A 23,074-nucleotide genomic window follows, 5' to 3' on the forward strand; every position below is an offset into this window, starting at 1 on the left:
GACGAACTGCTGCCGTGGGCCTGGAAACCGACGGATCATGTCAATACCTGACCGACGTGCGAGAGCCAGACGCTAACGTCGTGCCTCCCCACTGCGCTCGCCTTTCCGCCCATTCCTCTCCAGACCGCGCTAATGCATGCAAGCTTGCGCATTCGCTCATCGCGCGCCTCCCGCATCAGATCTCAGGACGAACAATCCTGTTGGCTGTGGCGCAATGGCCGAAATGTCGTGGACGGAGACAGCCGTTGGAGCTCGGTTCGTTGGGCGCCAAGGCTGCAGCTGGGCTGCGGTCGCTGGACTTTCAGACCGCACAACGAAGAGCGCTCCTCCCGATGGCCGCAGACTCGCGACCGCACGGGAACCTGCAATGTCGCCACCGATGATCGGCACAAGCTTCTGCAGATAGATCTGGGTTTCAGCGGGCAATGGACGGCCGGCGAGATGCTCTTCGTAGCGAGTAGGTCCTGCGTTGTAGGCAGCTAGGAAGCCCGGTGAACCGTACCGGTCGTGCAGCTCGCGAAGGTACGCTGTCCCCGCAAGAATGTTGTCATGGGGATCGTAGGCATCGTCGCCGAGGCCGTACCGCAGGCGTAGCTCTGCCCACGTCTGTGGCATTATCTGCATCAGCCCCATGGCACCTGTCGGTGACTTGGCACGCACGTCTTGGGCGCTTTCGACGTCCAGGACTGCGCGTATCCAGCGCACCGGCACGCCGAAGCGGCGCGAGGCCCGCTCAACAAACTCCGCAAACGGATCGCCAGCTCGATGACTCGCTGAAGGCTCCGGAGGTCGCGTCTCGGCGACAGCGGCGGCATTACTCACGGTCAGCGCAATGAACAACGGTACGACAGCGCGCAGGCTCCCGTCGAACAAACGCAAGCGTGCCGCCGTGCTCGCGGCCGTCCAGGGTAAAGCCGCTTCGCGCCGGCCGTTCGGCCGCCCTGGACCGCCGCTGCGCGCGACGGCCGCGCAATTGTTGGTCGGGACGGAGGAATGGTGCAGCACTCGGCCAAACAGAGGAATAGCTGTTCGGAAACTCAATACGGGTACCATCAATCCTCCCAGGTCCACACAGGCAGCGCGCGGCCGATGACAGCCGATGTCGGCAAGAGCCCGAAATAGCGGCCATCCAGCGAGCTGGTGGACTGCCAGTTCATGACAAAGAGTTCGCCGTCACCGACGACGCTGCAGCCCTGCCATTTCGGGAGGGGACGGCCACGGCCGTCGCGATCTCGGGCTTCGCCCATTTCGATGGCGTCAACCGAAATGGTGAGCCCACTTCGGCAAACGGTCTGCCCGGGAAGCGCCAGCACGCGTTTGAGCATCGGCAATCCGGCTGGCAGATAGCCGTTCAGGTCGAGGAAGGTCGCGAGCGGCTCCGGTGGCTGTAAGGCGAGTAGTTCCGTAACGAATAGTTTGTCCGCCGGCTGCACACGGTAGAGCCCGATCGGTACGCTCTCAGATGCATTCCAGATGTAGGCTGGCGTAATCTCCAGAACGATTGGTGCGATAAGTGCGACAGCACCGCAGAGCATCGTGGTCAACGTCTTGAGCCGCGGTGTCATCGCATGACCCTCTGCCGGTGAAGCCACGCCTGGTGGCGGGCCTTCGTGTAGGGGCGCGGGTTTTCGTTGACGGACAGACGATTATGAACATGATGCCAATGGTCAGGAGCGACGTCGGCAGGATCGACGCCAAGCGCTTCGACGGCGTCGATCATCTGCAGTACCCGCTCGACCTTCGGCCAACCGGAGAGTCGCAGTAAAATCTCTCCGCCGGGCTTCACATACGGCACGGTCGAGCAGCGCTGTCCCGGTGCGACCGCGCGCAAGATGTCGATCCGCGAGATGATCGTACCAAAGTCGTTGGACGTCCAACGGACGAAGGCAAAAATGCTGCCCGGTGCAAATGACAGGACACGCCTGTGACGATCATGCTTGCGTTCGTTGACGATACGACCGAACCGAATGCGGTTTGCCTGCCGTACACTCGGCGTCAGGAGGGCAAGTATATGACGACGCTGAGATGCACGAGTTGCGATGGTGCACGACGGCCGCTTGCCGTTGAGCCGATCGCTGACGGTTACGAGATCACGTCCTATGAATGCCCCAACTGCAAGACGGTCGTTCGGCTCGTTGAGGCGCGGAAGGAGCCCACGATGGCCGGGCCTGAAACGGTTTAGCGATTCCCGATTGCCTGTGGCAAAAAGAGATTAGGAACGAAAGTTTGCCCGCAATTTTAGAAGGCATGGGACCGCCGCTCGCCGTTAAACTCCACGGCGCATGTCGCGGATAGCCAAAGGTCACAAGAACCCGCTGTTCTCAAAACAAGCGCTCGCGCAGATAGCCAAAAGCGGCGGTCTCCGGTTCCATTCAGAATTGCCAGCGTGCTCGCCACCGGACGGGATAGTAGGTGCCGGGTTTCTGCTGAATTCTCTGCCGAGCTTCGCTATGTGCCACCGCATCGAGATAGACCACAACCACAGCCACGCCATTATTCGAGAGATCGGCGAGAGATTGCGTGCATCGCTGAAACTAGAGCCTGAATTACCACCGAGCCTTCGAACGCAAATCAACCGGCTCCGGGACTTAGAAGGGCCGTCGCCATCGATCATTCCAGCGGCCGAACATTGGGACAAGCGGCGCCGCTAAGCCGCGTGGGACAGCACAAATGACTCAGCGGAACAGGGGTGAGTAGTGCCGTCGGCTAAGCTCCGCGCGTCAAGAATTTTGAGCGAGTTCGGCGAGGCACAGTCCGAATTGATCGGCATCGCCGTCGTCCTTACCAACGGAAAGGCCGCCGCGGTCGAGAACGTTTGGCTGGATGAGTTGCACGGGCTTCGCATTTCGATCAAAGGTCATGATGGCAAATGGCCGGTCTCAACCATCAAGTTCCCGGAGGACTAGTTCCTTTGCGTCCGGCCGCGCTGCTAGGGCGCACGTTCCTTTTAGAACATTCCGATCAGGATGAAGAAGCCGACCTCGATCAGAAACGTCGTTGACATGATGGCGACGGTCAGAAACACGTCGCCCGCCGAGAGAGGGCTCATGACTGCCTCGCATGTTGCGAAGCCCCGCCATGAAATGCACATGGGTTAGAGAAAGTTTCGGTTCCAGACGCACGAAATGCGAGCGCGCCGGCCTTATCGCATTTCTAGTTCTTTGATCGCCAGAGCCGAAATTTGTGCGGGCTCCTTGATGCCGGATTGCGCAATCTTGATGATCTTCTGCGCGATCATTTCCGTTAAAGGGTCGTCGCGATCTTTGACGCAGAGGGTACGCAGCGCTTGCTCGTATGCCGCTGTCACGCGGCTAACCTCTTTCGGCCCTAGGGCGGAGTGCTGCAATAGTCGATAAATAGCCACTTCTCACCGCCCCAACCCATGCCGGTGAGCAAGGAAATCATAATACGGGAACCTTGTACACGGTCGGAGAACTACGGGCGCTTGGGAGCCGGGCGAGAGCGGTTCCCAGCCGGCCGCCATGGCTACTGCGTCCGTTCGCGCGCACCAGTGCCACTCTTGTCCTTGCTGGAAAGAGACAAGTTCTCGACCCGCTCGTTGAGGTCGGCGGCCTTCTCGACCAACGCGGCCGCCAGGTTGCGGTCGGACGTCGATTTTGCAAAGCGGAGCAGCGTCGCTGCCGCTTCGCGCCTATACTTGCCTCTCACGATCCACATATCCGCGCTTCTCCCCAGCGCACCTATGAGGCCTGACAAGGTCATTCGTTCCACAGCAATAACTTGGAACGATCGGGTGGGGCGGCCGTTCGCCCTCTGCGTCTGTTGGGACGCCCGTAGGAAGGCAGCCCTTGCTCCTCTCTCCGAGGCGGGGGCTGCTTTCAATTGGAGTGCCAGGATGTAGAGCCCCGTTACCGCCCCTGCCCCTCCGTCAGAGCGCCCTCTGCCACGGCGCAGCCGTGAAAGCCGAATACCGTCCTGGACGGCCATTCTGACAGGCCGGCCCCGATAGCGACGCACTAGACAGCCTCTATGATCGGCACGCAGGCCGTGAGCCGGATTTTTCCGGCATCGGTAAACCGGAAAAGCGTCCGCACGCGCTTGCCGTCATATCCGCGATAGTCGAGCGAGAGGCCGTCCCCCTCCGGCATCAATGCGTCGATCCCGAAAGCCTCGGCTGCGGATGCCGCGAGCCTTTGACCCCAGTACCATTTCATCGCGGCTCGGCCTTGAAAGCGCGCACCCTCGCAGCACTCGACCGTAGCCGTCTCATCATACAGGTCTAGCAAATCATCCAAGCGACCCTGCTTACAGGCGTCGATCCAATCGACAACAATACCGATCGCATCGAAGTCCTCGCGAACGTTCGACATGTTCCACCTCCTCGTTGACGCTTCCCGCGGAGATGAGTAGGGGCCCTGGCCTGAATGGACTGTGAACCGCCCAAATTCTGCCGAGCATTTTTCAAGTTCCGGCAACCATCAGTCTCCTCGCGCGTCTTGCTCACGCAAGGAGCGCGCAATGACCGACGACGAGCAACAGCGGGAACTTGAAGAGCGGGTGATGCGCTACCGAATGATGGAACGCGAAGTCACCGACCCCCTCGCAATCCGTCTCTTGCAAGACATCGTTGCAGAAATGGAAGCGGACCTACGGTCGGACGAGTAGCTTCGGGATCAGACGAACGTCGGCAGCAATCAGAACGCAAGCAGCCAGCAGCGCTGTCCCTTTTCGCACTGCGCAAAATAAAGCCCCCGGGAAGCCGCCTTCCCGGGGGCTTATTTTGATTATCCGGTTGGTACATCCGCAACAGGACCGACCGCAGAGCTCGCTAAGCATTCCGCGCGATCGTGCGTTGGATGAGGCAGCGATGTGTCATTGTCGTGATGACATTTGCCTCAAAACTGCGGGCCGACAGTTCTCGCTTGCGCCAGTCGGCGCGGCGCCGATGTTCGGCCGCCATAGCTTTGCGACCTGCACGTCAGATATCAATCTGTCGATCTCGAAGCCGTCCAGCGTCCGCTTTGCCTGCAGAGCAATAGACAAGGCCATCACGACATCACCGTGGGGCAACAACAGATCACGTGCTGCGATATCGCAGTGCCCGATGAAGGTCTTGATGGCCTGTTCGCTGACACGCACTTGCATTGCCAGCTCATGCGTCTGTCGAAAAGTCGCCAGTAGGCGCGACGGTCTCACCTTCCAGCAGCAACGTTCAGTCGACCGATGACGAACGCCACTGATGCGTGACAAGGTCCGTCGCCAGTGTCGCAGTTACGCCGTCGATGAAGTAGTGTTGAAGCCCGTAAGCCGGAAGGGGTAGGCGCGGCGCCGCGCCATCTTGCGTTTGACGGAGGCTGTCCTAGCCTGCGGGTCTCTCCTAACAGCTGACGGAGGAGAACATGCGCACCCTCAGAATGGCATTGGTAGGCGGATTTGCCGGAGCCTTGATGGCTGGCAACGTCGTGACGCTCTTTGCGACTCCCTTGCCGACCAACGTGACAAGCATGAAAGCCATGGTCGCCGACAATTCGATCCAGATCCGGTGGGGCGGCTGGCGCGGCGGCGGATGGGGCTACAGAGGTTTCGGAGGCTGGGGTCCTCGAGGTTGGGGTTGGGGGGCGGGCGCGCTAGCTGGTGCCCTCATCGGTGGCGCGATCGCGAGCAGCGCATATGGCTACGGCGGCCCGTACTACGGCGGCTACTACCCCGGCCCGTATTACGGCGGCTACTATCCCGCCTACAGCTACTATCCAGCAAACGTCGACTATGGCTGGCAGGCAATCCAGGAACCTGGAGCCGCCCGCTTCTACAGACCTTATGGATACGGCGGGCGCCCCTGGAGCTATTGGTAAGCGGGTCGGCCGGCGCGCGTCGGCCTTCCAACGCTCACCATGCCTTCCAACGCTCACCATGGAAGTGATCGCGCCGAGCGGATGGGGCCAACCGCTCGGATGTAGCGTCCCACTGCAACGACGGGCGACCCTCGCGCCAAGTCGAGGCCGACATTTGGTCTACCGGCTTCTTGACCACGGCACCGCTGTCGGACAAGGTGGAGGCCGCCTACGGCCGCGGGACATGCGGGAGAAGCGACGGCGGCTAATGGCCGACGGCGGCCTATTGCGAGAGCCCGCCCGCGGCCGCCAAGAGCAACGTCGTGACGATGGCGAGGTCTCGCGAACGAAATGCCGCAGCACCTCAAAATAGTTGGGATAGCTAACTGCGGCTGGAGCGGCCAAACCGCAAACGTCCCTTACCGAATTGGCTAAGTCGCAAGCAGGCTTGCTGAGCGCGAACCGGCGCAACGGCGGCCCAGTCCTTTGCTCTGGCGCAGCCCATGCGCAGGAACACGTAATCCGCGCTGTAGGGCAGGACGCGGGCGGCGTTGCCGAGTTCGAGCGCAGCCTGATCTTGGAGCGGACCAGCGAGGGCCGCGCCAAGGAGACGGCCGATGGCATCGCGAGATGATCGGGCCGATGCCAGGCACCGTCATCAGTCGCTGGCAGGCCTTATCTTGACGGGCCAGTGTTTCGATCTCGCTAGATAGACCCTCGATACGCTCATCCAGCCGGCGCCAGTCTTCGGCCAGACCCTCGATGATGCGCAACATGCGAGGCGAGAGAACATCGGTGCGAGTTGCCAAGATACCCGGCAACTCGAACCGCAGGGAATGCAGGCCTTGCCGCACGGCGATGCCCCGCTCCAGCAGGAACGCACGGATCTGATTGATGGCGCCGGTACGCTGACCGACCAATCGATCGCGGACGCGGTGCAGTGCCTGAAGGTCGAGTTGATCGGCGGTCTTGGTCGCGACGAACTTCATGGTCGGGCGTTGGACAGCCTCGGCGATCGCTTCCGCATCTCGGAAGTCATTCTTCTGCCCCTTCGAATACGGCCGCACGTATTTCGCCGGCATCAGGTGGGCGTCGTGGCCAAGCATTTGGAGCTTGCGGCTGAGATGATGCGCGCCGACGCAGGCTTCCATCCCGATCAGGCACGGCGGCAGGTTGGCAAGTCGCGCCTCGACCTGGCCACGCGACCATTTTTGCCGGAGTACGATCGCACCACGCCGATCGTGCCCTATGACGTGAAACGAGTTCTTGCCGATATCAATGCCGACCACGGCGATTGTGCTGCTAGATTTCTGAGACATGGCGTGCTCCTTTTCGGTGCCCCGAACCAGCTTCGATCACTGGCGGGGCTGGAGTACGGCCGGACCATCCCATTAGCGGTCATAAATCGGCGCGCACCATAACTCTGACAGAGTCCCCAACATCGCGATATAATCCAATCCCGCCCTGACCGGTCGGGAGGGCGAATGCAATTCCAGCAACTGAAACGGAGTGAGTTAGTTAGGAGGTGTCAAATGGACGCTACTCGACGTGCTCTTTTAGGCGCAGCCGCGCTTGGCGCTAGTGGGCTTGCACTGATGCAGAACGCGGCTGGAGCAGCCGCAAACGATCGGGGCAATCCAGGCGACGGCGGGTATGGCCGAAACGCAGTGCAGCTTCCGCCGGGCGCCAAGGTCGCGTACCACGACCCAAAAGACATTGAGGCCATGCCGAACTTCAAGTATCCGCTCGACGGCAGCGTTCCGAAACTTACATCGGGCGGCTGGGCAAAGGAATCGACGGAACATCAGCTCCCGGTAAGCAAAGGGATCGCGGGCGTTCACATGTTCCTTAACCCGGGAGCATCGCGCGAACTACACTGGCATGCCATAGCCGCCGAATGGGCCTTCGTCATTGACGGCCGATGCCAAACAGTGGTGGTCGAGCCTTCGGGCGCGAGCGAGATCAACAACTACGAGCCGGGCGATCTTTGGTACTTCGCCAGGGGCCACGGCCACTCGATCCAAACCATCGGCGACAAGCCTTGCCACTTTGTTCTGTCCTTCGACAATGGTGCGTTCTCCGAGCACGGTACCTTTTCGATCACCGACTGGATTGACATAACGCCGAAGAACCTCGTGGCCGCCAACTTCCATCTGCCGACGGACTTGTTCGACGCCTTTCCCAAAGGAGAGACCTACATACAGGCGGGGCCGATTGTGCCTATTTCGCAAGCGCTCGACGCGCCCTGGCCGAGGGAGTCGACACACAAATTCAGGCTGCTGCGAGACCAAAAGGCAGTACGTGACTTCGAGGGCGGCACGTTTCGCCTCGCCTCCATTGACGAGTTCCCGGCCTCCAAGACGATGTCCGGCGGCCTGATGATCATTGAGAAGGGTAAGCAGCGCAATCCGCATTGGAACACCAATGCGAACGAATGGCACTACTATCTGCGCGGCAAAGGGCAGGTCGCGCTGTTCGGATCAGGCGGGCGCGGCAAGGTCACTGACGTCAGTCCGGGCGATGCGGTTTACATCCCTATGGGTTTCGGCCACGCGATCAGGAATGTCGGAGACGAAGACCTTGAAATCGTGCAAACGTGGGACAATGGCAAATTTGAGGAGATCGACCTCGACCATTGGGTGCGGTCGAGCCCAAACTATTTGCTGGCGAACAATTTCGCGGGGGTGCCCGAGTCCACGATCGGCAAGATGAAACAGCCCTAGAAGCCATATGTCGGTTCAGGGCGCGTGGGAACATTCGTGGGTTAGGTGCGAAGTCTGCTCCTGGCCCGTGGCTGACCTCAGCTCAGAGCGCCGCTAGGTCTGCTTCCTGAACGTGACCCGAATAGGGTCATGCAAGCTGTCCAAGGCAGCCTTTGATCCTGGCTTACGTTGATCCTTTCGCATCCGGTCGCCTCGCAACGAGACCGTTGCCGACACACTGCAGCACCGGTTCGCCTTTTTGGTTGCGCAAGCGGAACTGGCCGCGAACGATTCCACTATCGGGCCTCGACTTCGACTCGCGCTTTTCCAACGTGGTCGCTTCGAGATAAAGGTCGTCGCCGGGACGCACTGCGTTGGGCAGCCGCAGCTCATCATAGCCCAACCCGGCAATGGCACGGACTTGAGGCTGTAATTCGTTAGTTTAGCGAGATGAAGATCGCGAACGTGTGGGCAGCAGATGCCGACAGTCCTCCAAAAACGGAACGAGCAGCGGCTGCCTCATCGATATGGAAGGGCCTCGGGTCAAACCGCTTGGCGAACTGAATGATTTCTTCCTTGGAGACAGAATAGGGTCCAGCCTTCTGGCTGTCACCGACCTCGACGTCTTCAAAATATCCGCTGGTCATTGGTCAAATCCTCTACGCTCGGGCTGACGAAAGGACGGCATAAGCTGACTTTGGGGACTATAGCCCAGCGCCGGTCAAATCATCACGTCCCCCTCTGTTTTCGCCTTGTATTCGTGAGCAACTGGGTGAGCTTTTTTAGCCTGCCGTGGGTCGGCTTTTGTGGAAGCGATCGTCGTCGAGAAGACACGTAGTTAATGCAGAAAGGTCCGGTATCGCTACCGGGCCTTTCTTCTTTCGAGCGCTCAATGGTCGGGATTAGAAGTCCATACCACCCATGCCACCGCCCGGGGGCATCGCGGGGCCGGCAGCGGCCTTCTTCGGCAGCTCGGCGACCATGGCTTCGGTGGTGATCAAGAGCGCCGCCACGGAGGAGGCATTCTGGATCGCCACGCGCACGACCTTGGTCGGGTCGATGATGCCCTTGGAGACCAGGTTGCCGTATTCGCCGGTCTGCGCGTCGAAGCCGTAGCCGTACTGATCCTTCTCCAGCACCTTTCCGACGATGACGGAGCCGTCCTCCCCGGCATTGATTGCGATCTGACGGGCCGGCGCGGACAGTGCTTTGCGCACGATCTCGACGCCCGTCTTCTGGTCGTCGTTTTTGGTGCGGATGCCCTTGAGATGCTCGGAGGCACGGAGCAGGGCGACGCCGCCGCCCGGCAGAATGCCTTCCTCGACAGCGGCGCGGGTCGCATGCATCGCGTCATCAACGCGATCCTTGCGCTCCTTCACCTCGACCTCGGTCGCGCCGCCGACGCGGATCACCGCGACGCCGCCCGCGAGCTTGGCCTGACGCTCCTGCAGCTTCTCACGGTCGTAGTCCGAGGTGGTCTCCTCGATCTGCGCCTTGATCTGCGCGACGCGCGCCTCGATGTCGGCCTTCTTGCCGGCGCCGTTGACGATCGTGGTGTTCTCCTTGTCGATCATCACCTTCTTGGCGCGACCGAGCATGTTGAGCGTGACGTTCTCGAGCTTGATGCCGAGGTCTTCCGAGATCGCCTGACCGCCGGTCAGGATCGCGATGTCCTGCAGCATGGCCTTGCGGCGATCGCCGAAGCCCGGAGCCTTGACCGCCGCGACCTTCAGGCCGCCGCGGAGGCGGTTCACGACCAGGGTCGCGAGCGCCTCGCCTTCGACGTCCTCGGCGATGATCACCAGCGGCTTGCCGGTTTGCACGATGGCTTCCAGCAGCGGCAGCAGCTCGTTCAACGAGGAGAGCTTCTTCTCGTATATCAGGATGTAAGCGTCCTCCATCTCAGCGCGCATCTTGTCGGCGTTGGTGACGAAGTAGGGCGAGATGTAGCCGCGGTCGAACTGCATGCCCTCGACGACGTCGAGCTCGGTCTCCAGCGACTTGGCTTCCTCGACGGTGATGACACCCTCATTGCCGACCTTCTTCATGGCGTCGGCGAGGAACTTGCCGATCTCGGCGTCGCCGTTGGCCGAAATGGTGCCGACCTGGGCGATCTCGTCGTTCGAGGTGACCTTCTTGGAGTTCTTCTCGAGGTCCGCGACGACGGCCTCGACGGCGAGGTCGATGCCGCGCTTGAGGTCCATCGGGTTCATGCCGGCGGCAACCGCCTTGGCGCCCTCGCGCACGATCGCGGCTGCGAGCACGGTCGCGGTGGTGGTGCCGTCGCCGGCCGCGTCAGCGGACTTGGAGGCGACCTCGCGCACCATCTGCGCCCCCATGTTCTCGAACTTGTCCTCGAGCTCGATCTCCTTGGCGACGGCGACGCCGTCCTTGGTGATGCGGGGAGCGCCGAACGACTTGTCGAGGACGACGTTGCGGCCCTTCGGGCCGAGCGTGACCCTCACCGCATTGGCGAGGATGTCGACGCCGCGCAGCATGCGGTCGCGAGAGTCGACGCCGAATTTGACTTCTTTGGCTGACATTGTTGGTTTCCCTGAGTTCTTGTCTTACCCTCGTCTCACCCTTGGCGGGGCGCCCGGCAGGCGCTCCTCAGGGGTGAGCGGTGCGAGCGATGGATCAGGCGGCCTTCTTCTTGGCCGACCCGTCGGTGAGAACGCCCATGATGTCGCTCTCCTTCATGATCAACAGCTCCTGGCCGTCGATCTTGACCTCAGTGCCCGACCACTTGCCGAACAGCACCCGGTCGCCGATCTGCACGTCGATCGGGATCAGCTTGCCGTTCTCATCGCGGCCGCCAGGGCCAACGGCAATAACTTCGCCCTGGGAAGGCTTTTCCTTGGCGGTGTCGGGAATGATGATGCCGCCAGCGGACTTCTCCTCGGCTTCGATGCGCGTGACCACGACGCGGTCGTGAAGCGGACGAAACTTCATGCAATCCTCCTTGACTTTTGTGAATATTTTTGCGTTGGCAGTCGCAATGAGCGAGTGCTAACCGCCCTCACATATGCCAGTGACACAGGGGCGCAAGAGGTTTCGACCCCACGATTTTTGACTGCAACCTGGGTTCTCGAGAAGGGATGCTGGCGGCGATCACTAAGCGAGCGAAGTAACTCTGCTAGCTGTGAGTCCGAATCTGATGCTGTGGACGGCTCCTCCCCCGGCACGAGAGTGCCAAGTACTGGGCGTCGTTTGAGGCTCCCACGATTCGAAGGAGCAGCCTATGCAGTCAATTTCGATGATCGGTCTGGATATTGCGAAGTCGGTCTTCCAAGTACATGGCGTTGATGCAGCGGGCCAAGTGGTCATACGCCGTCAGTTGAGGCGCCGCCATGTCCTGGCGTTTTTCCAGAAGCTGCAGCCATAGCCGAAACCCGGATTGAAGATCACCGCGTCAGCTCACCGGGGTAGACCGGACGCGGCTCAGAGCGGCGTCAAATGCTGCTTGTGACCCAAGGCGGAAATGTGCGGGACTACGGCTGAGGTCTTTAGACGTAAACCGGAGTGGCAGATGCTACGGGGTTGATCTCGGCTATTCAGGCGGCAACAATGGAGTAGGCCCCGAGGTTTCGCTCGATGACTGACTTCAAACTGCCCGAGACGAGATATGCCCGGAGCGGCGACGTTAGCATCGCCTATCAGGTGATGGGCGACGGGCCGATCGACCTGATTTTGGTTCCCGGCTTCATCTCACATATCGAATTCCAACACGACCTCCCAGGATACACCGCTTTTCTGCGGCGGCTCGCGGGCTTCGCCCGGGTCGTGACCTTCGACAAGCGCGGACAAGGGATGTCGGACCGGATGTCCGGTGCGCCGTCGCTCGAGGTGCGCATGGACGATGTCCGTGCCGTCATGGATACCATCGGCTCCAAGCACGCGGCGCTGGTCGGTTTCTCCGAAGGTGGTTGCATGAGTGTGCTATTCGCCGCGACATACCCTGAGCGCGTGTCGCACCTCATTCTGGCCGGCTGTTTCAGCCGATCCGCGGACCGTCTGTCGGATGAGGCATGGGAGGCACGTTTCGAGCAGATCCTGAGGCTGTGGGGTACTGGCGAACTGGCCAAAACTATCGCTCCGAGCGAGGCGGTCGATCCAGCCGTGATCGCGCAATATGCTAAGTGGGAGCGGTTGGCGAGTAGTCCCGGTGCACTGCGAACACTCTTACGACTCAACCGCCAGATCGACGTGACCGCGATCCTGCCGACGTTGCAGGTGCCGGCCCTCGTGTTGCACAGCAAAGCCGATCTCCAAGTGCCGGTCGATCTCGGCCGAAAGCTCGCAGCCGCGATCTCGGGCGTCAAATACATTGAATATCCAATTGGCGACCACGCGGTCTGGACCGCCAACAACGAGTCCGTGCCCGGAGATATTGAGGAGTTCGTCACCGGTCGCCGCGATCATGGCGCGGTTGAGTTTGAGCGCGTGCTGTCGACCGTGCTATTCACCGATATCGTTGACTCCACGCGCAGCGCCACTGCGATGGGCGACGCGCGCTGGCTTCGGCTGCTCGACAATCACGATCAGATTGCAAGAGAGATGGTCGGTAAGCACCGCGGCAATCTGGTGAAGAGCACTGGCGATGGCGTTCTAGCAACCTTCGACGGTCCTGGACGAGCGGTGCGCTGCGCGCTCGCCTTTGGCTCGGCGGCGAAACAGATCGGACTCTCCGTTCGCGCCGGCCTGCACACCGGGGAGATTGAAATTAGAGGCAATGACATTGCTGGCATCGCCGTCCACGCGGCCGCGCGCGTGATGTCGCAATGCGTCTCCGATGAAGTTTTGGTTTCGCGCGTCGTCACCGACCTCGTCGCCGGAGCCGGGTTGAAATTCGCCGAACGCGGTTCTTACGAACTCAAAGGACTGCCCGGGAAGTGGGATCTGTTTGCGGCGAGCGGATAGTCATCGAAACCGAAAACCACTTGCGCTCCTTACTAGGCAAAAGAGCTGGGTGCCGGAGACGTTAGCTTCTGGCCCATCAGCGAAGTGGCGACACCCCTCATTGAGGTCCGCTTACTGGGGCGGAGCGGGCCAGATTTGCACACTCTGAGCTCTTCGCATTTTGACCCAACTGTATGGACCGGCCGTGCGTTGCAAGCTAAATCTGCAGAGCGGCGGTGACTGGTCTTGCGCTTCTGTATCCGGCCCTCGCGTGGAGCAGATCGCTCTTGGCCATCATGGATATCCGCGCGCGTCCGATCTCATTCTCGGATAGGCCCTCGAAGGCCAGTTGGGTCACCAGATCACGAACGCGACGGCGAGACCGTTCCTCCATCTTCCTCAAATTTAACTCGCAGACCTCGGCGGGTACGACCAAGCGGCTCAACGATTAACTGAAGCCATCCCTTCGGAGCCACCGTCGCTCGCTCGCCTTAATCGGCGAGCGACGGGGGCGGAGAAGGGTGGCGGTCATCCCTTTGGTGAACCGGAGCAAGCTTATACCGCTCATATCATACCGCTGCCGTGCTGAGACGCGTCTCGTATACACGGTGTTCTACAAGCACGCTCCATGCGATGCGGGCCAGCTTGTTAGCTAGAGCTGTAGCCAGCACGTTATGGTGCAACCGTTGAGCCGCGGCGGCAAGCCAAGGTCCAAAGCTGTGCTGCATCCAATTCCTTGGCCGAAGTAGAACGACGCGGGCCGCCTGCAGGAAGAGCATGCGAAGGTAGCGATTGCCGCGTTTGGTGATGCGTCCGAGAATCGTTCGATCACCTGTGGAGATCTGCTTGGGGACCAAACCCAGCCAAGCAGCAAAATCCCGGCCGCGTGTGAAGGCTGCTCCATCAGCGATCGCAGCGACGATGGCTCTCGAGATGATCGGGCCTATGCCCGGTATTGTCATCAAGTGCCGACAGGGTTCCGTGTTCTTGGAGAGCACATCGATCTCATCAGTCACAGCCTCGATGCGATCGTCGAGGCGGCGCCAGTCTTGAGCCAGATCCTCTAGGATGCGAACCATCCGCGGTGACAGGACATCTGTGCGTTGGGCAAGGATGTCCGGCAATGCGTGGCGCAACCAGTGGAGCCGTTGCCTCACCGTGATGCCGTGCTCCACGAGAAAGCAGCGGATCTGATTGATGATCGCGGTTCGTTGCCCCACCAGGCGATAGCGCACGCGATGCAACGCCTGCAGATCGAGCTGCTCATCGGTTTTCGGCGGTACGCACCGCGTCGTGGGGCGTTGCACGGCCTCAGCGACCGCATGCGCATCTCGAAAATCATTCTTGTGGGTCTGCCGGAAAGGCTTGGCGTAGACCGGGGGCACTTGCCTCACGTCGTGGTCGAGGGCGAGCAGATCGCGGGTCACATAGTGCGTTCCCATGCCCGCCTCTATCCCGATCAAGCATGGCGGCATATTCGCCAGCCGCGACACAATTTTGGCGCGCGCTACCTTCTCGCGCAGAACGATTTCTCCTCGGGCATCGAGGCCAACTAGGTGCAGTATGTTCTTGCCCGGATCGATACCAATGGTAACGACTGCGGTGTCAAACTTGCGCGGCATGGCGTGGCTCCTTCTCCTGACTGCCCCACAAGCATGCTCGCTAGTTGGGCGGGAGCACGGCCGGTCCATCCCATTCGCAGACATCGCCGCATTTCCCTGCCGCGGAGCAAAAATTGAAGCTCTGCAGCGGATCGAGGCAAAAAATTAGAGCAAGAATCTTGAACCAGAAAAAGACGCTGCCAAGTCAAGGGCAAGAACGTCAGCTTGCAACAGACAGCCGATCAAAGCAGGAATTGCGACCAGTAGAATGGCCCTCTGCAGCGCGCCGTTTACGGAGGTCGCCACGACATGAACCGACCAGCACCGAAAACGTTGCAGCGGCGCTTTTTCGTGGCGCTCGGCCATGCGGTTCACGTGACGTGGCCGGTGTTGTCGGCAATTCTAGCGATTCAGCTTGCCCTGGGCTTGCTGACTGGTTTTGTTGAGGGCTGGTCTTTCGGGGATGCGATCTATTTCACTTTCATTACCGGCCTCACGATTGGTTACGGCGATCTCGTCCCGAGGCAGGCGTTGACGCGCGCACTTGCGATTGGAATTGGGTTTTTTGGGCTCTTTGTCACGGCTCTCATAGCGGCAATTGCGGTCTACGCCATGCACTCAGCGCTCAGCGATGGTGGGAGCGGAGGTGAGCAATCTTAATATCGAGGAGGTGATCGAGTGAGGGGGCTGTTTGCTGCATTGCATGAGTCGGCTTGTGGGCCTCGAGCCGAAGTCGCTCGAATTGGTTCGAATGTCCGCAACCGCGGGTAGACCGGACGTGACGTGCGCTAGGCTTAACCGCCGCTCCTGACCCTTCGCGTCATTGTCGCTGCTGCGCAGCAATTCGGTCGCTTTCGGAGCAAGGCAAAGAACTGCGCTCAGATACCACCGCACGTGACGTCTTCCTGGCGTTGGTCGCCCTGTTGGCCTCCAAGCAAGTCCCGACGCACTCGCCTTGCAGGACCGCGCGCCGCTTGCCGTCCAATGGCTAGCGCCAACGAGAAGCGCCTCGAATATCGGAGCAGGCATGGCCGAACCGGCATTCGCGGATTAAGTGGAACGGCGTGGCGCATTGCGCGACCTTCACGCGCGAACGCAGAGCACGAGGGCTCTCCATGCGCTCAGGTTCCATATGGACAAAATTAATCGGGATGTCTCGAAAAAGAGGCTTGATTTTCTTATCTTCGCGGTCCGCGGCAATTGGGTTTAGTGAGAGACGCGATGACCGATCAACACGCTTTAAGTCGGTTGCATCAACGAGGTAGTGTCTCAGCGGTCAAAATTGGGAAGCCGTTTCCATCCATTGTTCTGGCCGCATGCATTGCAGCGTTGTCATCGATTGGGATGACAACCGCGCAGGCGAAACAACAATGCAGTGTCGCGGTGCCATCAGATACGCACGGGCAATGGTGGTCCTATCGTCTCATCGATGGACGAAAATGCTGGTACGAAGGCAAGCCCGGGCTTTCGAAATCATTGTTGGAGTGGCCTAAGGAAACATCCGAACAACCGGGCTCCAGCAGAGAAGTTACAGGCGACGTCACAGTGAATCCTGGAAATCCGTTGGATTCACAAGCGTGGGCACCGGAAGGCTCTGACACTTTAGGCCGCTTTGGTGATTGGACTATCACCAAAAAGGACTCCGTGATCACGGTGATCACGCTTCACTCCGACACGGGGAATCTTGCCGTCAGGTGTTCCGACGCCACAATCACGTACGTGGCCTTTATAAGAGTTTCTGATCCCCGCTCGACTGCTGGGCGCCCTGAAGCCGAACCTCCCCCCTATTTTAGTTTTACAGCATGGGCGGATTCAAACGAGCCGGCGGATTTCACCTTTTTGGTGCCTTACGCAAGCGATGCGTACGCAACCGGAATAGTGCTGTTAAATCCTAAATTCGCTGATCAGAATACGAAATTTTGGGCCATCTTGAAATCGGCGAGATCCCGGTTCTCGTATAACACCAGCACAGGAACTATCTCAGTGGACGCAGTAGATTTGTCGCCTGCTATTGCGCGCTTCGAAGAGGAGTGTTTTAAAATTTTTAAGGCTAATGCTCACCAGCGCCTGGACGAGCCAATTCCCCTTGACTGGCTGCGTCGTTAAGCTGGCCGCGCAGTTCGTGCTGATGATCCCCAGCATGGGGTGGGGCTTCGACGGTAGGCACCTTTCACAGTAGCCGGCTCGTCACAGGGACGCTCGATACCCGGCAACAGCACGCATCGATGTTTTTTTCAATTACCACGCGGGCGTGCACAAAGAAACGGCCCCAGCATCGGGGGCAGAGCGCTGGGACCGTTTCCTCTCAGGACGTGACAGGCGACTGTCACACGAGTGTCCATTATGGAAGCCCTAGGGATTCCATACAGACGGCACCCACCACGTGCGGCCGCACGCCCGCCTCGCTGATTCTTTTCAGAACCTCAGTCGTACTTGCGGCGGCGCTTCATCAGCCAATAGACGCCATAGCCGATGGCGATGATCGGAAGACCCGCGCCAGCAATTGGCCCGGGGGCTCCGCTGACGCGGTGACCGGGCGGGTCTCGACCGGGGGCGTTCTCGCAATTCCCGCCGCCGTTGCAGGCATTCGCAGGTGGGGCAATACCGCTCGCGCGGTAGAACGCCGCAGCTGGCGACACGGCGAAACAAGACACGGCGAAGCATGGGCGACAGCTCATCGTGACGAACGAGGCAATTGGCCCGTAGCTGGCGCTGATCCGATGATCGAGGAGGTGCTGATCTGGAAGTTCGTGGCGGAGCACCAACCATTACACAAGAGCCAACTCGAACCCGGCATTCTCGACCGTGATCGTATGCCCGTCGCCCTAATTGCACCCAGTCCAGGAATCTCGAAGCAAGTAGAGTAATGCGGTGATGCTCTTGACGAGCAACTCGAAACAGTCTCGGCTCAGATAGCTCAGGGGCTTTCCAGATCGCTAGAGATCAGTTTGCCCCATGGGATTCGAATTTTGATGACTTCGCGTTTAGGTTGTATGGTGTGGTATTTTTGCTAGGGCCAAGCTCTTGAAAGTACAGGTGCTGCCAAACATTAAATCCCCATAGGCGATCTTCCGGATCGTCTGAAGGTTGTTTGACGCGACTGAGCTCGATCACGCGGCATCGTCCTACGTCCCCCCAGCGCGGTTTCCTCCTTTGGAGGCTTTCGGACGCCGGCCCTCGGAGCCCGCGGCACCGTCAATCATTGGGCCGGCATCCGAAACCCTTCACATAACCGGACTCATGCACCGCAGCAAACATCAGGCAGGGCCTTTCCTGCGGTCAGTTTCGTGTATAGCGCTGTCGCCCCTTCTTCCAGCCGATAAGCTACAGCAAACGCCAGCTCTGCTGGGTTACCTCGGCAAGATCTCCGCACGGAAGGTATTAAAGCTCAGTTCCCGAATGGGATCGTCAGGTTCCGCCTCGTTCGTGTCCACCACGAACACCGCGAGGAGTTTGGCCGGCTCGGTCTCGCTGGCATTGGCGCTGACGCGGTGGCGGTCGCCGGGCTGCTCAGAGAAGCTCTGTCCGGCCTTGTAGGTCGTCACCGCTCCGTCGTTGACCTGACTGCTGATCGCCCCCTCAAGAACGGTCGCATAGATGAAGGTGGATTCGGCATGCGTCGGCATGCGTGTGACCAGGCGAGTAGCCGCCCGGGCCGTATTCGACGAGCACGCCGTGGTTGGCGGATGCGGGATCAGGCTCTTGCCTGTGAGCGGCGGAGCCATTCGTCTAAAGCGATGCGGGCGGCTTCGGGGTCCTCGGGGAGCTTAATGCCAGAAATCATGTCGGCCATTATCAAACTCCTATCTCCGATCCGAGCACTGAACTGCCAACAGCACCGCAATTCATGCGTGCCGGCGCACCGGTGCGGTGGATCGTTGCCCACTACATAACTCGCGAATGTTGAACCGGAAGTACCGTCCTGTATGAAGATCCTGCAGTGAGATATTCAGGCATGGTAGCTGTCATTTGTTGACCAGGTGTCCTGTTCGCGTGGTGTACTCGATGGATTGGGGCGGTTTGAAGCTCCTGAGACCCGATCGAAGAAGCTCGCGACAGCAATCAAAGACAATGTGCAGGACGCCAATTACAAAGCTGCAAGAACTTCACTTCCTTCAAGCAACAATCAGATGTACAAAGTTGCGCGTCGAGAGGGGCCGATGACCAGCCATTGTCGATACCAGTCCCGAATTCAAAGGCGCAACAAAGGCTGCAGAGCCCATCTCTCATGCACGCAGAATCTTCCGGGTTGTAAAGAGCGTCGAGCGTAGGTGCGATGTTGGACTCGGCGAATGGCGCAAGCCGGCAGCTGACTCACGTCTTAGTAGGGGGGTCCAGAATGGCAAATTCCCCCGTCGACAATGCGTCTCAAGGTCCTGCTCGCTGCTCCATGTTGGCATGGCGAGTACACAAATTTGGTCCGCCGGAAGCGATGATTTTGGAACGGGTTCCCAGGCCAGATCCTGGTCCGGGCGAGGTTCTTGTCAATGTTCACGCAGCAGGAGTCGGTTCCTGGGACGGGTGGATCAGGGCCGGCAAAAGCGCGTTGCCGCAGCCTCTTCCTCTTACGCTCGGCTCTGATCTGTCCGGAACAGTCGCAGCCGTGGGATCGGGCATTTCCGACATCGCTGTCGGAGATCAGGTTTTCGGAGTGATCAACACCCAATTTCTTGGCGCTTACGCAGAATATGCCGTAGCCTCTGCTGGAATGCTCGCGAAGAAACCGGCTCGCTGAACTATGCCCAAGCGGCTTCCGTTCCCGTCGTCGCGGTCACGGCGTGGCAAGGTCTGTTCGACCACGCTCGCCTCGAAGCCGGGCAGACGGTGGTCGTTCACGGAGCTGCGGGAAACGTCGGAGCCTACGCGGTTCAGCTCGCTCGTCGTGCTCGCCTTCGTTCAATCGCGACGGCGGGGGCCAAGGACATCGAGTACGTGCGGTCCCTCGGTGCCGACAAGGTATTGGACTATCACACGCAACGCTTTGAGGAAGAGGTGAAGGATGCGGACGCGGTACTGGACCTCGTCGGAGGCGAAACGCAAATACGTTCTTTTCAGGTGCTTCGCCCGGGCGGCAAGTTGATCTCCGCCGTGTCACAGCCTGATCAAGACCGCGCAAAGCAACACGGTGTCACCGCAGCCTTCTTCTTGGTGGAAGTGACTACCGAGCGGCTGCGCACAATCGCCGAACTTATTGATCGGGGCGAACTGAAAACCCGCGTAGGTGCGGTCCTCCCCTTCACCGATGCGCGAGACGCCCACATGATGTTGGAAGGCCAACGACTGCCGCCGAAAGGGAAGATCATTCTCAACGTAGAAGCCGCGGGCGAAGTCACCGCGCCCGCTTGAAGTCGGGCTAACCATGAGCGTCGCGGAGAAGGTCGCCGGCTCTCGCGCGAATCGGGAACACACGGTCGAGAACGACGCACCGGGCCATCGCGGACGATATCTATCTTTGTCCCGCTGGCGAGCGGCTGGCCACCTGCGCGATAGTTCACATTAGTCGGCGTGCCGGATGGACGGCAGCCATCGCGCGATGGTACAGCCAAAATCGGCAATCTTGGCAAATGACCAGGCGCAACGCTTCTATTCGCTAACACCAGCGACGGGAGCGATCCCGACGTATCAGGCTTCGTGGGAGCCCCGGTCAATGCAGACAGCGCAGATCGCGGACGCGGAGGAAGGAGTTCGACAATGGCTGACGTTTTATCTGGCATCAAGATTCCCGATAGCAAGATCGCGCGCGAAGCCGCCGAGCTCGTGCGGCAACATGAAACCGAGATGCTGTACAACCATTCGGTCCGAGTTTTCGTGTTCGGCGCAATGAAGGGCGTTCGGCAAAATCTCAAATTCGATTCTGAACTGCTCTATATCGCAGCGCTGTTTCACGACTTAGGGCTTGTCGACGCCTATCATACCGACACAAAGCGGTTTGAAGTTGATGGCGCCGACGCAGCGCGCGAATTCCTCCGCAGTCATGGCATTCCCGACCCGAAAGCGAATCTGGTTTGGGAAGCCATCGCCCTACATACCACGCCCGGTATTCCCCAATACATGCGGCCCGAGATCGCTCTCACAAACGCGGGTGTCTTGGTGGACGTCGTCGGGATTGGATATGATGAGTACACGCCAGAGCAACGCGACCAAGTCATCGCCGCCTTTCCGCGCGGTGATTTTAAAAACGAAATGCTTCAGTTACAGACTTGCTCGGCCTTGAAGAAGCCTCAGACCACGTTCGGCACCGTCAATTTCGACTACATCCAAGAACACGACCCCACATTTCACCGGCCAACCGCATGCACTCGGATCCGTAATGCGCCTTGGCATAGCTGAGCCGTCGTGGGCATTCGTCTGCGTGTAACGGCGGTTGCGGAAGCCACATAACTCATCACTATCGCGCTTTTTGATATTGGCATCGATGTCCGTTGATCGAAACATCGTTCTCTTTCGGTGGGCTTCGCATCTCCATTCAACGTCGCCTTGCCCCCGCTTCATTCTTGCGCGGGCCACAAAACGAGACTGCATTTCTTGGCTTGGTATCGACCGTCAGCCCGAGTATGTCACGGCGGGCGTAACACCCGACGACATCAAATCATACTTTGCGCGCGCGATAATACGGCGGTCCAGGTCCGCCACCCTGGTAGTCTCGCCGGCAAAATTTGGCTCAACCGGCACACCCCGAGCAGATCGATGATGCATGAACCGCGCGGAATCGCGCCCCTGGAGGCCGTCGCATGCAGCAGGGTAGTCACCCGCGTCAGATACTGGCATCCAATTCGGTGAGCCCGCCGTGACAGCTCCGCACAGATGAATAGGCGAACGATGTCGCTTATTCAGCAGGCGTCACTGAAGGTTGTCCTGGTCCGCGCTCCTTCTTAAGCTGTTCGGCAAGCCAAATGTCGTGATGCTCTTTGGCCCAGTTGAGATCGACCTCTCCGGTGCCCATGGCCTCGAATGCGCCCTCCATCCCGACCGTGCCGATATAGATGTGGCCGAGGATCAAGGCGATGAACAGGATGGCCACGAGCGTGTGTACTACCTGCGCGAGCTGCATCTGGGCGATATCAGTTCCGTAAAACGGGAACAGCAAGAGAAACCCCGATACCGAGACCGCGACGCCGGCCACAAGGGATAGCCAATAGACAAGCTTCTCGCCCAGATTAAAGCGTCCGGCTGGCGCGTGTTTCAACTTGACGAAGCCGCCGCCTTGCCTGACCCAGTCGATGTCAACTTTTTTCAGAAGATTGTCCCTGAAAAAGATCACCGTGATCAGGACGAGACCCACCACGAATGCGGCGCTGGTGAAGTTGTGCACGTACTTTGCCGCTTGCGATATGCTCGAGAACGCTTCCGGGCCGACGACCGGCAAAAGCAGCACCTTGCCGAAGGTGATATTAAGACCGGTTAGGCCAAGAACGACAAAAGACACCGCCGTCAGCCAATGCGAAAACCGTTCTAAGGCTCTGAAGCGAAGCACCTTCCGCCCCGATCGGCCGGCCGAAATCCGGATCCGTCCGATGATCAGATAGGCGGCGCCCAAGACCAGGATCGTGCCGAGGATCACGATGGCGCCGCCCCAACGCAGCAGTACTTCGTGGATATAATCCCACGTACGTCCCTCGGGCTGGATCAACACGCCGGCCTTTGTGTCGGGAATGTCGAGGCGCCCTTCAACGCGGGGGAGCTGTCTTAGCAGGTCGCGCTCGCTGGTGACGCTTGCGGTTGGATTGGGCGCACCGTCGGGACCGACCTTCTGTGCGAAGGCGGGCGCCGCCGCGGTGATCGCAAGCAGCGCCAGGACGAAGGTCGCCAGACGAAAGCGTGCGAGAAACGTCATGACCGTTACCCTGCTCTCATCCCGCGCCCATCGCAGGCCGCATGAGCCGTCCGCTCAGACCCCGACGTCAGCGTGATAGGCCGTGGTCCAGCCCCAGGCGCCGGAACCATAGCCGCGCTTGCGCACCCGCTCGCCATAGATCTGCGCGATGATGTCGCCATCGCCGGCCAGCAGCGACTTGGTCGAGCACATCTCCGCGCACATCGGCAATTTGCCCTCGCCGAACCGGTTCGAGCCGTATTTGGC

20 protein-coding genes and 5 pseudogenes are annotated in these 23,074 nt (G+C 59.8%); 10 read left to right on the plus strand and 15 right to left on the minus strand.

The annotated features are described in order from the left end of the window. Positions 1 to 156: 156 nt before the first annotated feature. The 3 genes from AC5ZG1_RS40940 to AC5ZG1_RS40950 form a co-directional block, all read right to left on the minus strand. Positions 157 to 879, minus strand: coding sequence for a lytic transglycosylase domain-containing protein (locus tag AC5ZG1_RS40940; RefSeq protein WP_496136254.1), 723 nt, complete (start codon positions 877 to 879; stop codon positions 157 to 159). 173 nt (positions 880 to 1,052) lie between these two features. Beyond that, entirely contained in the window at positions 1,053 to 1,565 is a 513-nt protein-coding gene (locus tag AC5ZG1_RS40945) for a S26 family signal peptidase (RefSeq protein ID WP_496136255.1), read from the minus strand. After that, positions 1,562 to 2,011, minus strand: coding sequence for a DUF2840 domain-containing protein (locus AC5ZG1_RS40950; RefSeq protein WP_496136267.1), 450 nt, complete (start codon positions 2,009 to 2,011; stop codon positions 1,562 to 1,564). Before AC5ZG1_RS40950 ends, AC5ZG1_RS40945 begins: the two co-directional genes overlap by 4 nt. Before the next feature lie 685 nt (positions 2,012 to 2,696). On the opposite strand from AC5ZG1_RS40950, the gene AC5ZG1_RS40955 reads away from it, so the two are divergent. Then, positions 2,697 to 2,906 carry a PRC-barrel domain containing protein gene (locus AC5ZG1_RS40955; protein WP_496136256.1) on the plus strand — a complete coding sequence of 70 codons (210 nt, stop codon included), beginning with the start codon at positions 2,697 to 2,699 and terminating at the stop codon, positions 2,904 to 2,906. 236 nt (positions 2,907 to 3,142) lie between these two features. Here AC5ZG1_RS40955 and AC5ZG1_RS40960 read toward each other — a convergent pair whose 3' ends face one another. The 3 genes from AC5ZG1_RS40960 to AC5ZG1_RS40970 all read right to left on the minus strand — a co-directional run bounded on the left by AC5ZG1_RS40960 (position 3,143) and on the right by AC5ZG1_RS40970 (position 4,331). After that, the gene (locus tag AC5ZG1_RS40960) at positions 3,143 to 3,307 is read right to left on the minus strand and encodes a hypothetical protein (RefSeq protein WP_496136257.1); all 165 of its coding nucleotides are present in this window, start codon (positions 3,305 to 3,307) and stop codon (positions 3,143 to 3,145) included. 179 nt (positions 3,308 to 3,486) lie between these two features. After that, positions 3,487 to 3,678, minus strand: coding sequence for a hypothetical protein (locus AC5ZG1_RS40965; protein ID WP_496136258.1), 192 nt, complete (start codon positions 3,676 to 3,678; stop codon positions 3,487 to 3,489). Between the two features lie 299 nt (positions 3,679 to 3,977). Further along, positions 3,978 to 4,331 carry a nuclear transport factor 2 family protein gene (locus AC5ZG1_RS40970; protein ID WP_496136259.1) on the minus strand — a complete coding sequence of 118 codons (354 nt, stop codon included), beginning with the start codon at positions 4,329 to 4,331 and terminating at the stop codon, positions 3,978 to 3,980. A gap of 148 nt (positions 4,332 to 4,479) precedes the next feature. Here AC5ZG1_RS40970 and AC5ZG1_RS40975 point away from each other — a divergent pair, with 148 nt between their 5' ends. Beyond that, positions 4,480 to 4,626 (plus strand): hypothetical protein, encoded by a 147-nt coding sequence (locus tag AC5ZG1_RS40975; protein ID WP_196237384.1) that lies wholly within the window; start codon positions 4,480 to 4,482, stop codon positions 4,624 to 4,626. Between the two features lie 207 nt (positions 4,627 to 4,833). On the opposite strand, the gene AC5ZG1_RS40980 is transcribed toward AC5ZG1_RS40975, so the two are convergent. Then, complete coding sequence (locus AC5ZG1_RS40980; protein WP_496136260.1) at positions 4,834 to 5,211, minus strand: hypothetical protein; 378 nt, start codon at positions 5,209 to 5,211, stop codon at positions 4,834 to 4,836. A 149-nt stretch (positions 5,212 to 5,360) separates the two neighbouring features. On the opposite strand from AC5ZG1_RS40980, the gene AC5ZG1_RS40985 reads away from it, so the two are divergent. Then, positions 5,361 to 5,813 (plus strand): hypothetical protein, encoded by a 453-nt coding sequence (locus tag AC5ZG1_RS40985; protein ID WP_496136261.1) that lies wholly within the window; start codon positions 5,361 to 5,363, stop codon positions 5,811 to 5,813. A gap of 605 nt (positions 5,814 to 6,418) precedes the next feature. Here the strand turns inward: AC5ZG1_RS40985 and AC5ZG1_RS40990 are convergent. Next, positions 6,419 to 7,111, minus strand: a pseudogene (locus AC5ZG1_RS40990) (IS110 family RNA-guided transposase); the annotation flags it as partial. 213 nt (positions 7,112 to 7,324) lie between these two features. Between AC5ZG1_RS40990 and AC5ZG1_RS40995 the strand changes: the two are divergent. Continuing rightward, entirely contained in the window at positions 7,325 to 8,515 is a 1,191-nt protein-coding gene (locus AC5ZG1_RS40995; RefSeq protein ID WP_496136262.1) for a cupin domain-containing protein, read from the plus strand. A 416-nt stretch (positions 8,516 to 8,931) separates the two neighbouring features. Here the strand turns inward: AC5ZG1_RS40995 and AC5ZG1_RS41000 are convergent, their stop codons facing one another. From AC5ZG1_RS41000 to groES, 3 genes are all read right to left on the minus strand, one after another. Beyond that, positions 8,932 to 9,141 carry a MaoC/PaaZ C-terminal domain-containing protein gene (locus AC5ZG1_RS41000; RefSeq protein ID WP_496136263.1) on the minus strand — a complete coding sequence of 70 codons (210 nt, stop codon included), beginning with the start codon at positions 9,139 to 9,141 and terminating at the stop codon, positions 8,932 to 8,934. Between the two features lie 255 nt (positions 9,142 to 9,396). Then, entirely contained in the window at positions 9,397 to 11,037 is a 1,641-nt protein-coding gene (gene groL, locus AC5ZG1_RS41005; RefSeq protein WP_028169445.1) for a chaperonin GroEL, read from the minus strand. A 94-nt stretch (positions 11,038 to 11,131) separates the two neighbouring features. Beyond that, entirely contained in the window at positions 11,132 to 11,446 is a 315-nt protein-coding gene (gene groES, locus AC5ZG1_RS41010) for a co-chaperone GroES (RefSeq protein WP_028169444.1), read from the minus strand. Positions 11,447 to 11,735: 289 nt separating this feature from the next. Between groES and AC5ZG1_RS41015 the strand changes: the two are divergent. Both AC5ZG1_RS41015 and AC5ZG1_RS41020 read left to right on the plus strand, forming a co-directional pair. Continuing rightward, a pseudogene (locus AC5ZG1_RS41015) lies at positions 11,736 to 11,870 on the plus strand (IS110 family transposase); the annotation flags it as partial. Between the two features lie 287 nt (positions 11,871 to 12,157). After that, complete coding sequence (locus AC5ZG1_RS41020; RefSeq protein WP_496136264.1) at positions 12,158 to 13,414, plus strand: alpha/beta fold hydrolase; 1,257 nt, start codon at positions 12,158 to 12,160, stop codon at positions 13,412 to 13,414. A 548-nt stretch (positions 13,415 to 13,962) separates the two neighbouring features. Here AC5ZG1_RS41020 and AC5ZG1_RS41025 read toward each other — a convergent pair. Next, positions 13,963 to 15,015, minus strand: coding sequence for an IS110 family RNA-guided transposase (locus AC5ZG1_RS41025; protein ID WP_496136265.1), 1,053 nt, complete (start codon positions 15,013 to 15,015; stop codon positions 13,963 to 13,965). 288 nt (positions 15,016 to 15,303) lie between these two features. Here AC5ZG1_RS41025 and AC5ZG1_RS41030 point away from each other — a divergent pair, with 288 nt between their 5' ends. Beyond that, a complete protein-coding gene (locus tag AC5ZG1_RS41030; RefSeq protein ID WP_463331715.1) occupies positions 15,304 to 15,654 on the plus strand; it encodes a potassium channel family protein in 351 nt (116 codons plus the stop codon). Between the two features lie 561 nt (positions 15,655 to 16,215). Then, on the plus strand, positions 16,216 to 17,100 hold the full coding sequence (locus tag AC5ZG1_RS41035) for a hypothetical protein (protein WP_496136266.1): 885 nt from the start codon (positions 16,216 to 16,218) through the stop codon (positions 17,098 to 17,100). Between the two features lie 1,244 nt (positions 17,101 to 18,344). Here AC5ZG1_RS41035 and AC5ZG1_RS41040 read toward each other — a convergent pair. Continuing rightward, a pseudogene (locus AC5ZG1_RS41040) lies at positions 18,345 to 18,672 on the minus strand (cupin domain-containing protein); the annotation flags it as partial. Between the two features lie 712 nt (positions 18,673 to 19,384). Between AC5ZG1_RS41040 and AC5ZG1_RS41045 the strand changes: the two are divergent. Further along, positions 19,385 to 20,340 (plus strand): annotated as a pseudogene (locus tag AC5ZG1_RS41045) (NADP-dependent oxidoreductase). A 345-nt stretch (positions 20,341 to 20,685) separates the two neighbouring features. Continuing rightward, entirely contained in the window at positions 20,686 to 21,324 is a 639-nt protein-coding gene (locus AC5ZG1_RS41050) for an HD domain-containing protein (RefSeq protein ID WP_464349824.1), read from the plus strand. Between the two features lie 496 nt (positions 21,325 to 21,820). Here the strand turns inward: AC5ZG1_RS41050 and AC5ZG1_RS41055 are convergent, their stop codons facing one another. Both AC5ZG1_RS41055 and AC5ZG1_RS41060 read right to left on the minus strand, forming a co-directional pair. After that, positions 21,821 to 22,828: a formate dehydrogenase subunit gamma gene (locus tag AC5ZG1_RS41055; protein ID WP_464349823.1), complete on the minus strand. Its 1,008-nt coding sequence runs from the start codon at positions 22,826 to 22,828 to the stop codon at positions 21,821 to 21,823. A 54-nt stretch (positions 22,829 to 22,882) separates the two neighbouring features. Beyond that, positions 22,883 to 23,074 (minus strand): annotated as a pseudogene (locus tag AC5ZG1_RS41060) (formate dehydrogenase); the annotation flags it as partial.

The organism is Bradyrhizobium sp. Leo78 (assembly GCF_059512425.1).

Coding starts and splice junctions, on each gene's coding strand:
- AC5ZG1_RS40945 (WP_496136255.1), bottom strand. CDS start 1,565: ATGACACCGCGGCTCAAGACGTTGACCACGATGCTCTGCGGTGCTGTC.
- AC5ZG1_RS40965 (WP_496136258.1), bottom strand. CDS start 3,678: ATGTGGATCGTGAGAGGCAAGTATAGGCGCGAAGCGGCAGCGACGCTG.
- AC5ZG1_RS40970 (WP_496136259.1), bottom strand. CDS start 4,331: ATGTCGAACGTTCGCGAGGACTTCGATGCGATCGGTATTGTTGTCGAT.
- AC5ZG1_RS40975 (WP_196237384.1), top strand. CDS start 4,480: ATGACCGACGACGAGCAACAGCGGGAACTTGAAGAGCGGGTGATGCGC.
- AC5ZG1_RS40985 (WP_496136261.1), top strand. CDS start 5,361: ATGCGCACCCTCAGAATGGCATTGGTAGGCGGATTTGCCGGAGCCTTG.
- AC5ZG1_RS40995 (WP_496136262.1), top strand. CDS start 7,325: ATGGACGCTACTCGACGTGCTCTTTTAGGCGCAGCCGCGCTTGGCGCT.
- AC5ZG1_RS41000 (WP_496136263.1), bottom strand. CDS start 9,141: ATGACCAGCGGATATTTTGAAGACGTCGAGGTCGGTGACAGCCAGAAG.
- groL (WP_028169445.1), bottom strand. CDS start 11,037: ATGTCAGCCAAAGAAGTCAAATTCGGCGTCGACTCTCGCGACCGCATG.
- groES (WP_028169444.1), bottom strand. CDS start 11,446: ATGAAGTTTCGTCCGCTTCACGACCGCGTCGTGGTCACGCGCATCGAA.
- AC5ZG1_RS41020 (WP_496136264.1), top strand. CDS start 12,158: ATGGGCGACGGGCCGATCGACCTGATTTTGGTTCCCGGCTTCATCTCA.
- AC5ZG1_RS41025 (WP_496136265.1), bottom strand. CDS start 15,015: ATGCCGCGCAAGTTTGACACCGCAGTCGTTACCATTGGTATCGATCCG.
- AC5ZG1_RS41030 (WP_463331715.1), top strand. CDS start 15,304: ATGAACCGACCAGCACCGAAAACGTTGCAGCGGCGCTTTTTCGTGGCG.
- AC5ZG1_RS41035 (WP_496136266.1), top strand. CDS start 16,216: ATGACCGATCAACACGCTTTAAGTCGGTTGCATCAACGAGGTAGTGTC.
- AC5ZG1_RS41050 (WP_464349824.1), top strand. CDS start 20,686: ATGGCTGACGTTTTATCTGGCATCAAGATTCCCGATAGCAAGATCGCG.
- AC5ZG1_RS41055 (WP_464349823.1), bottom strand. CDS start 22,828: ATGACGTTTCTCGCACGCTTTCGTCTGGCGACCTTCGTCCTGGCGCTG.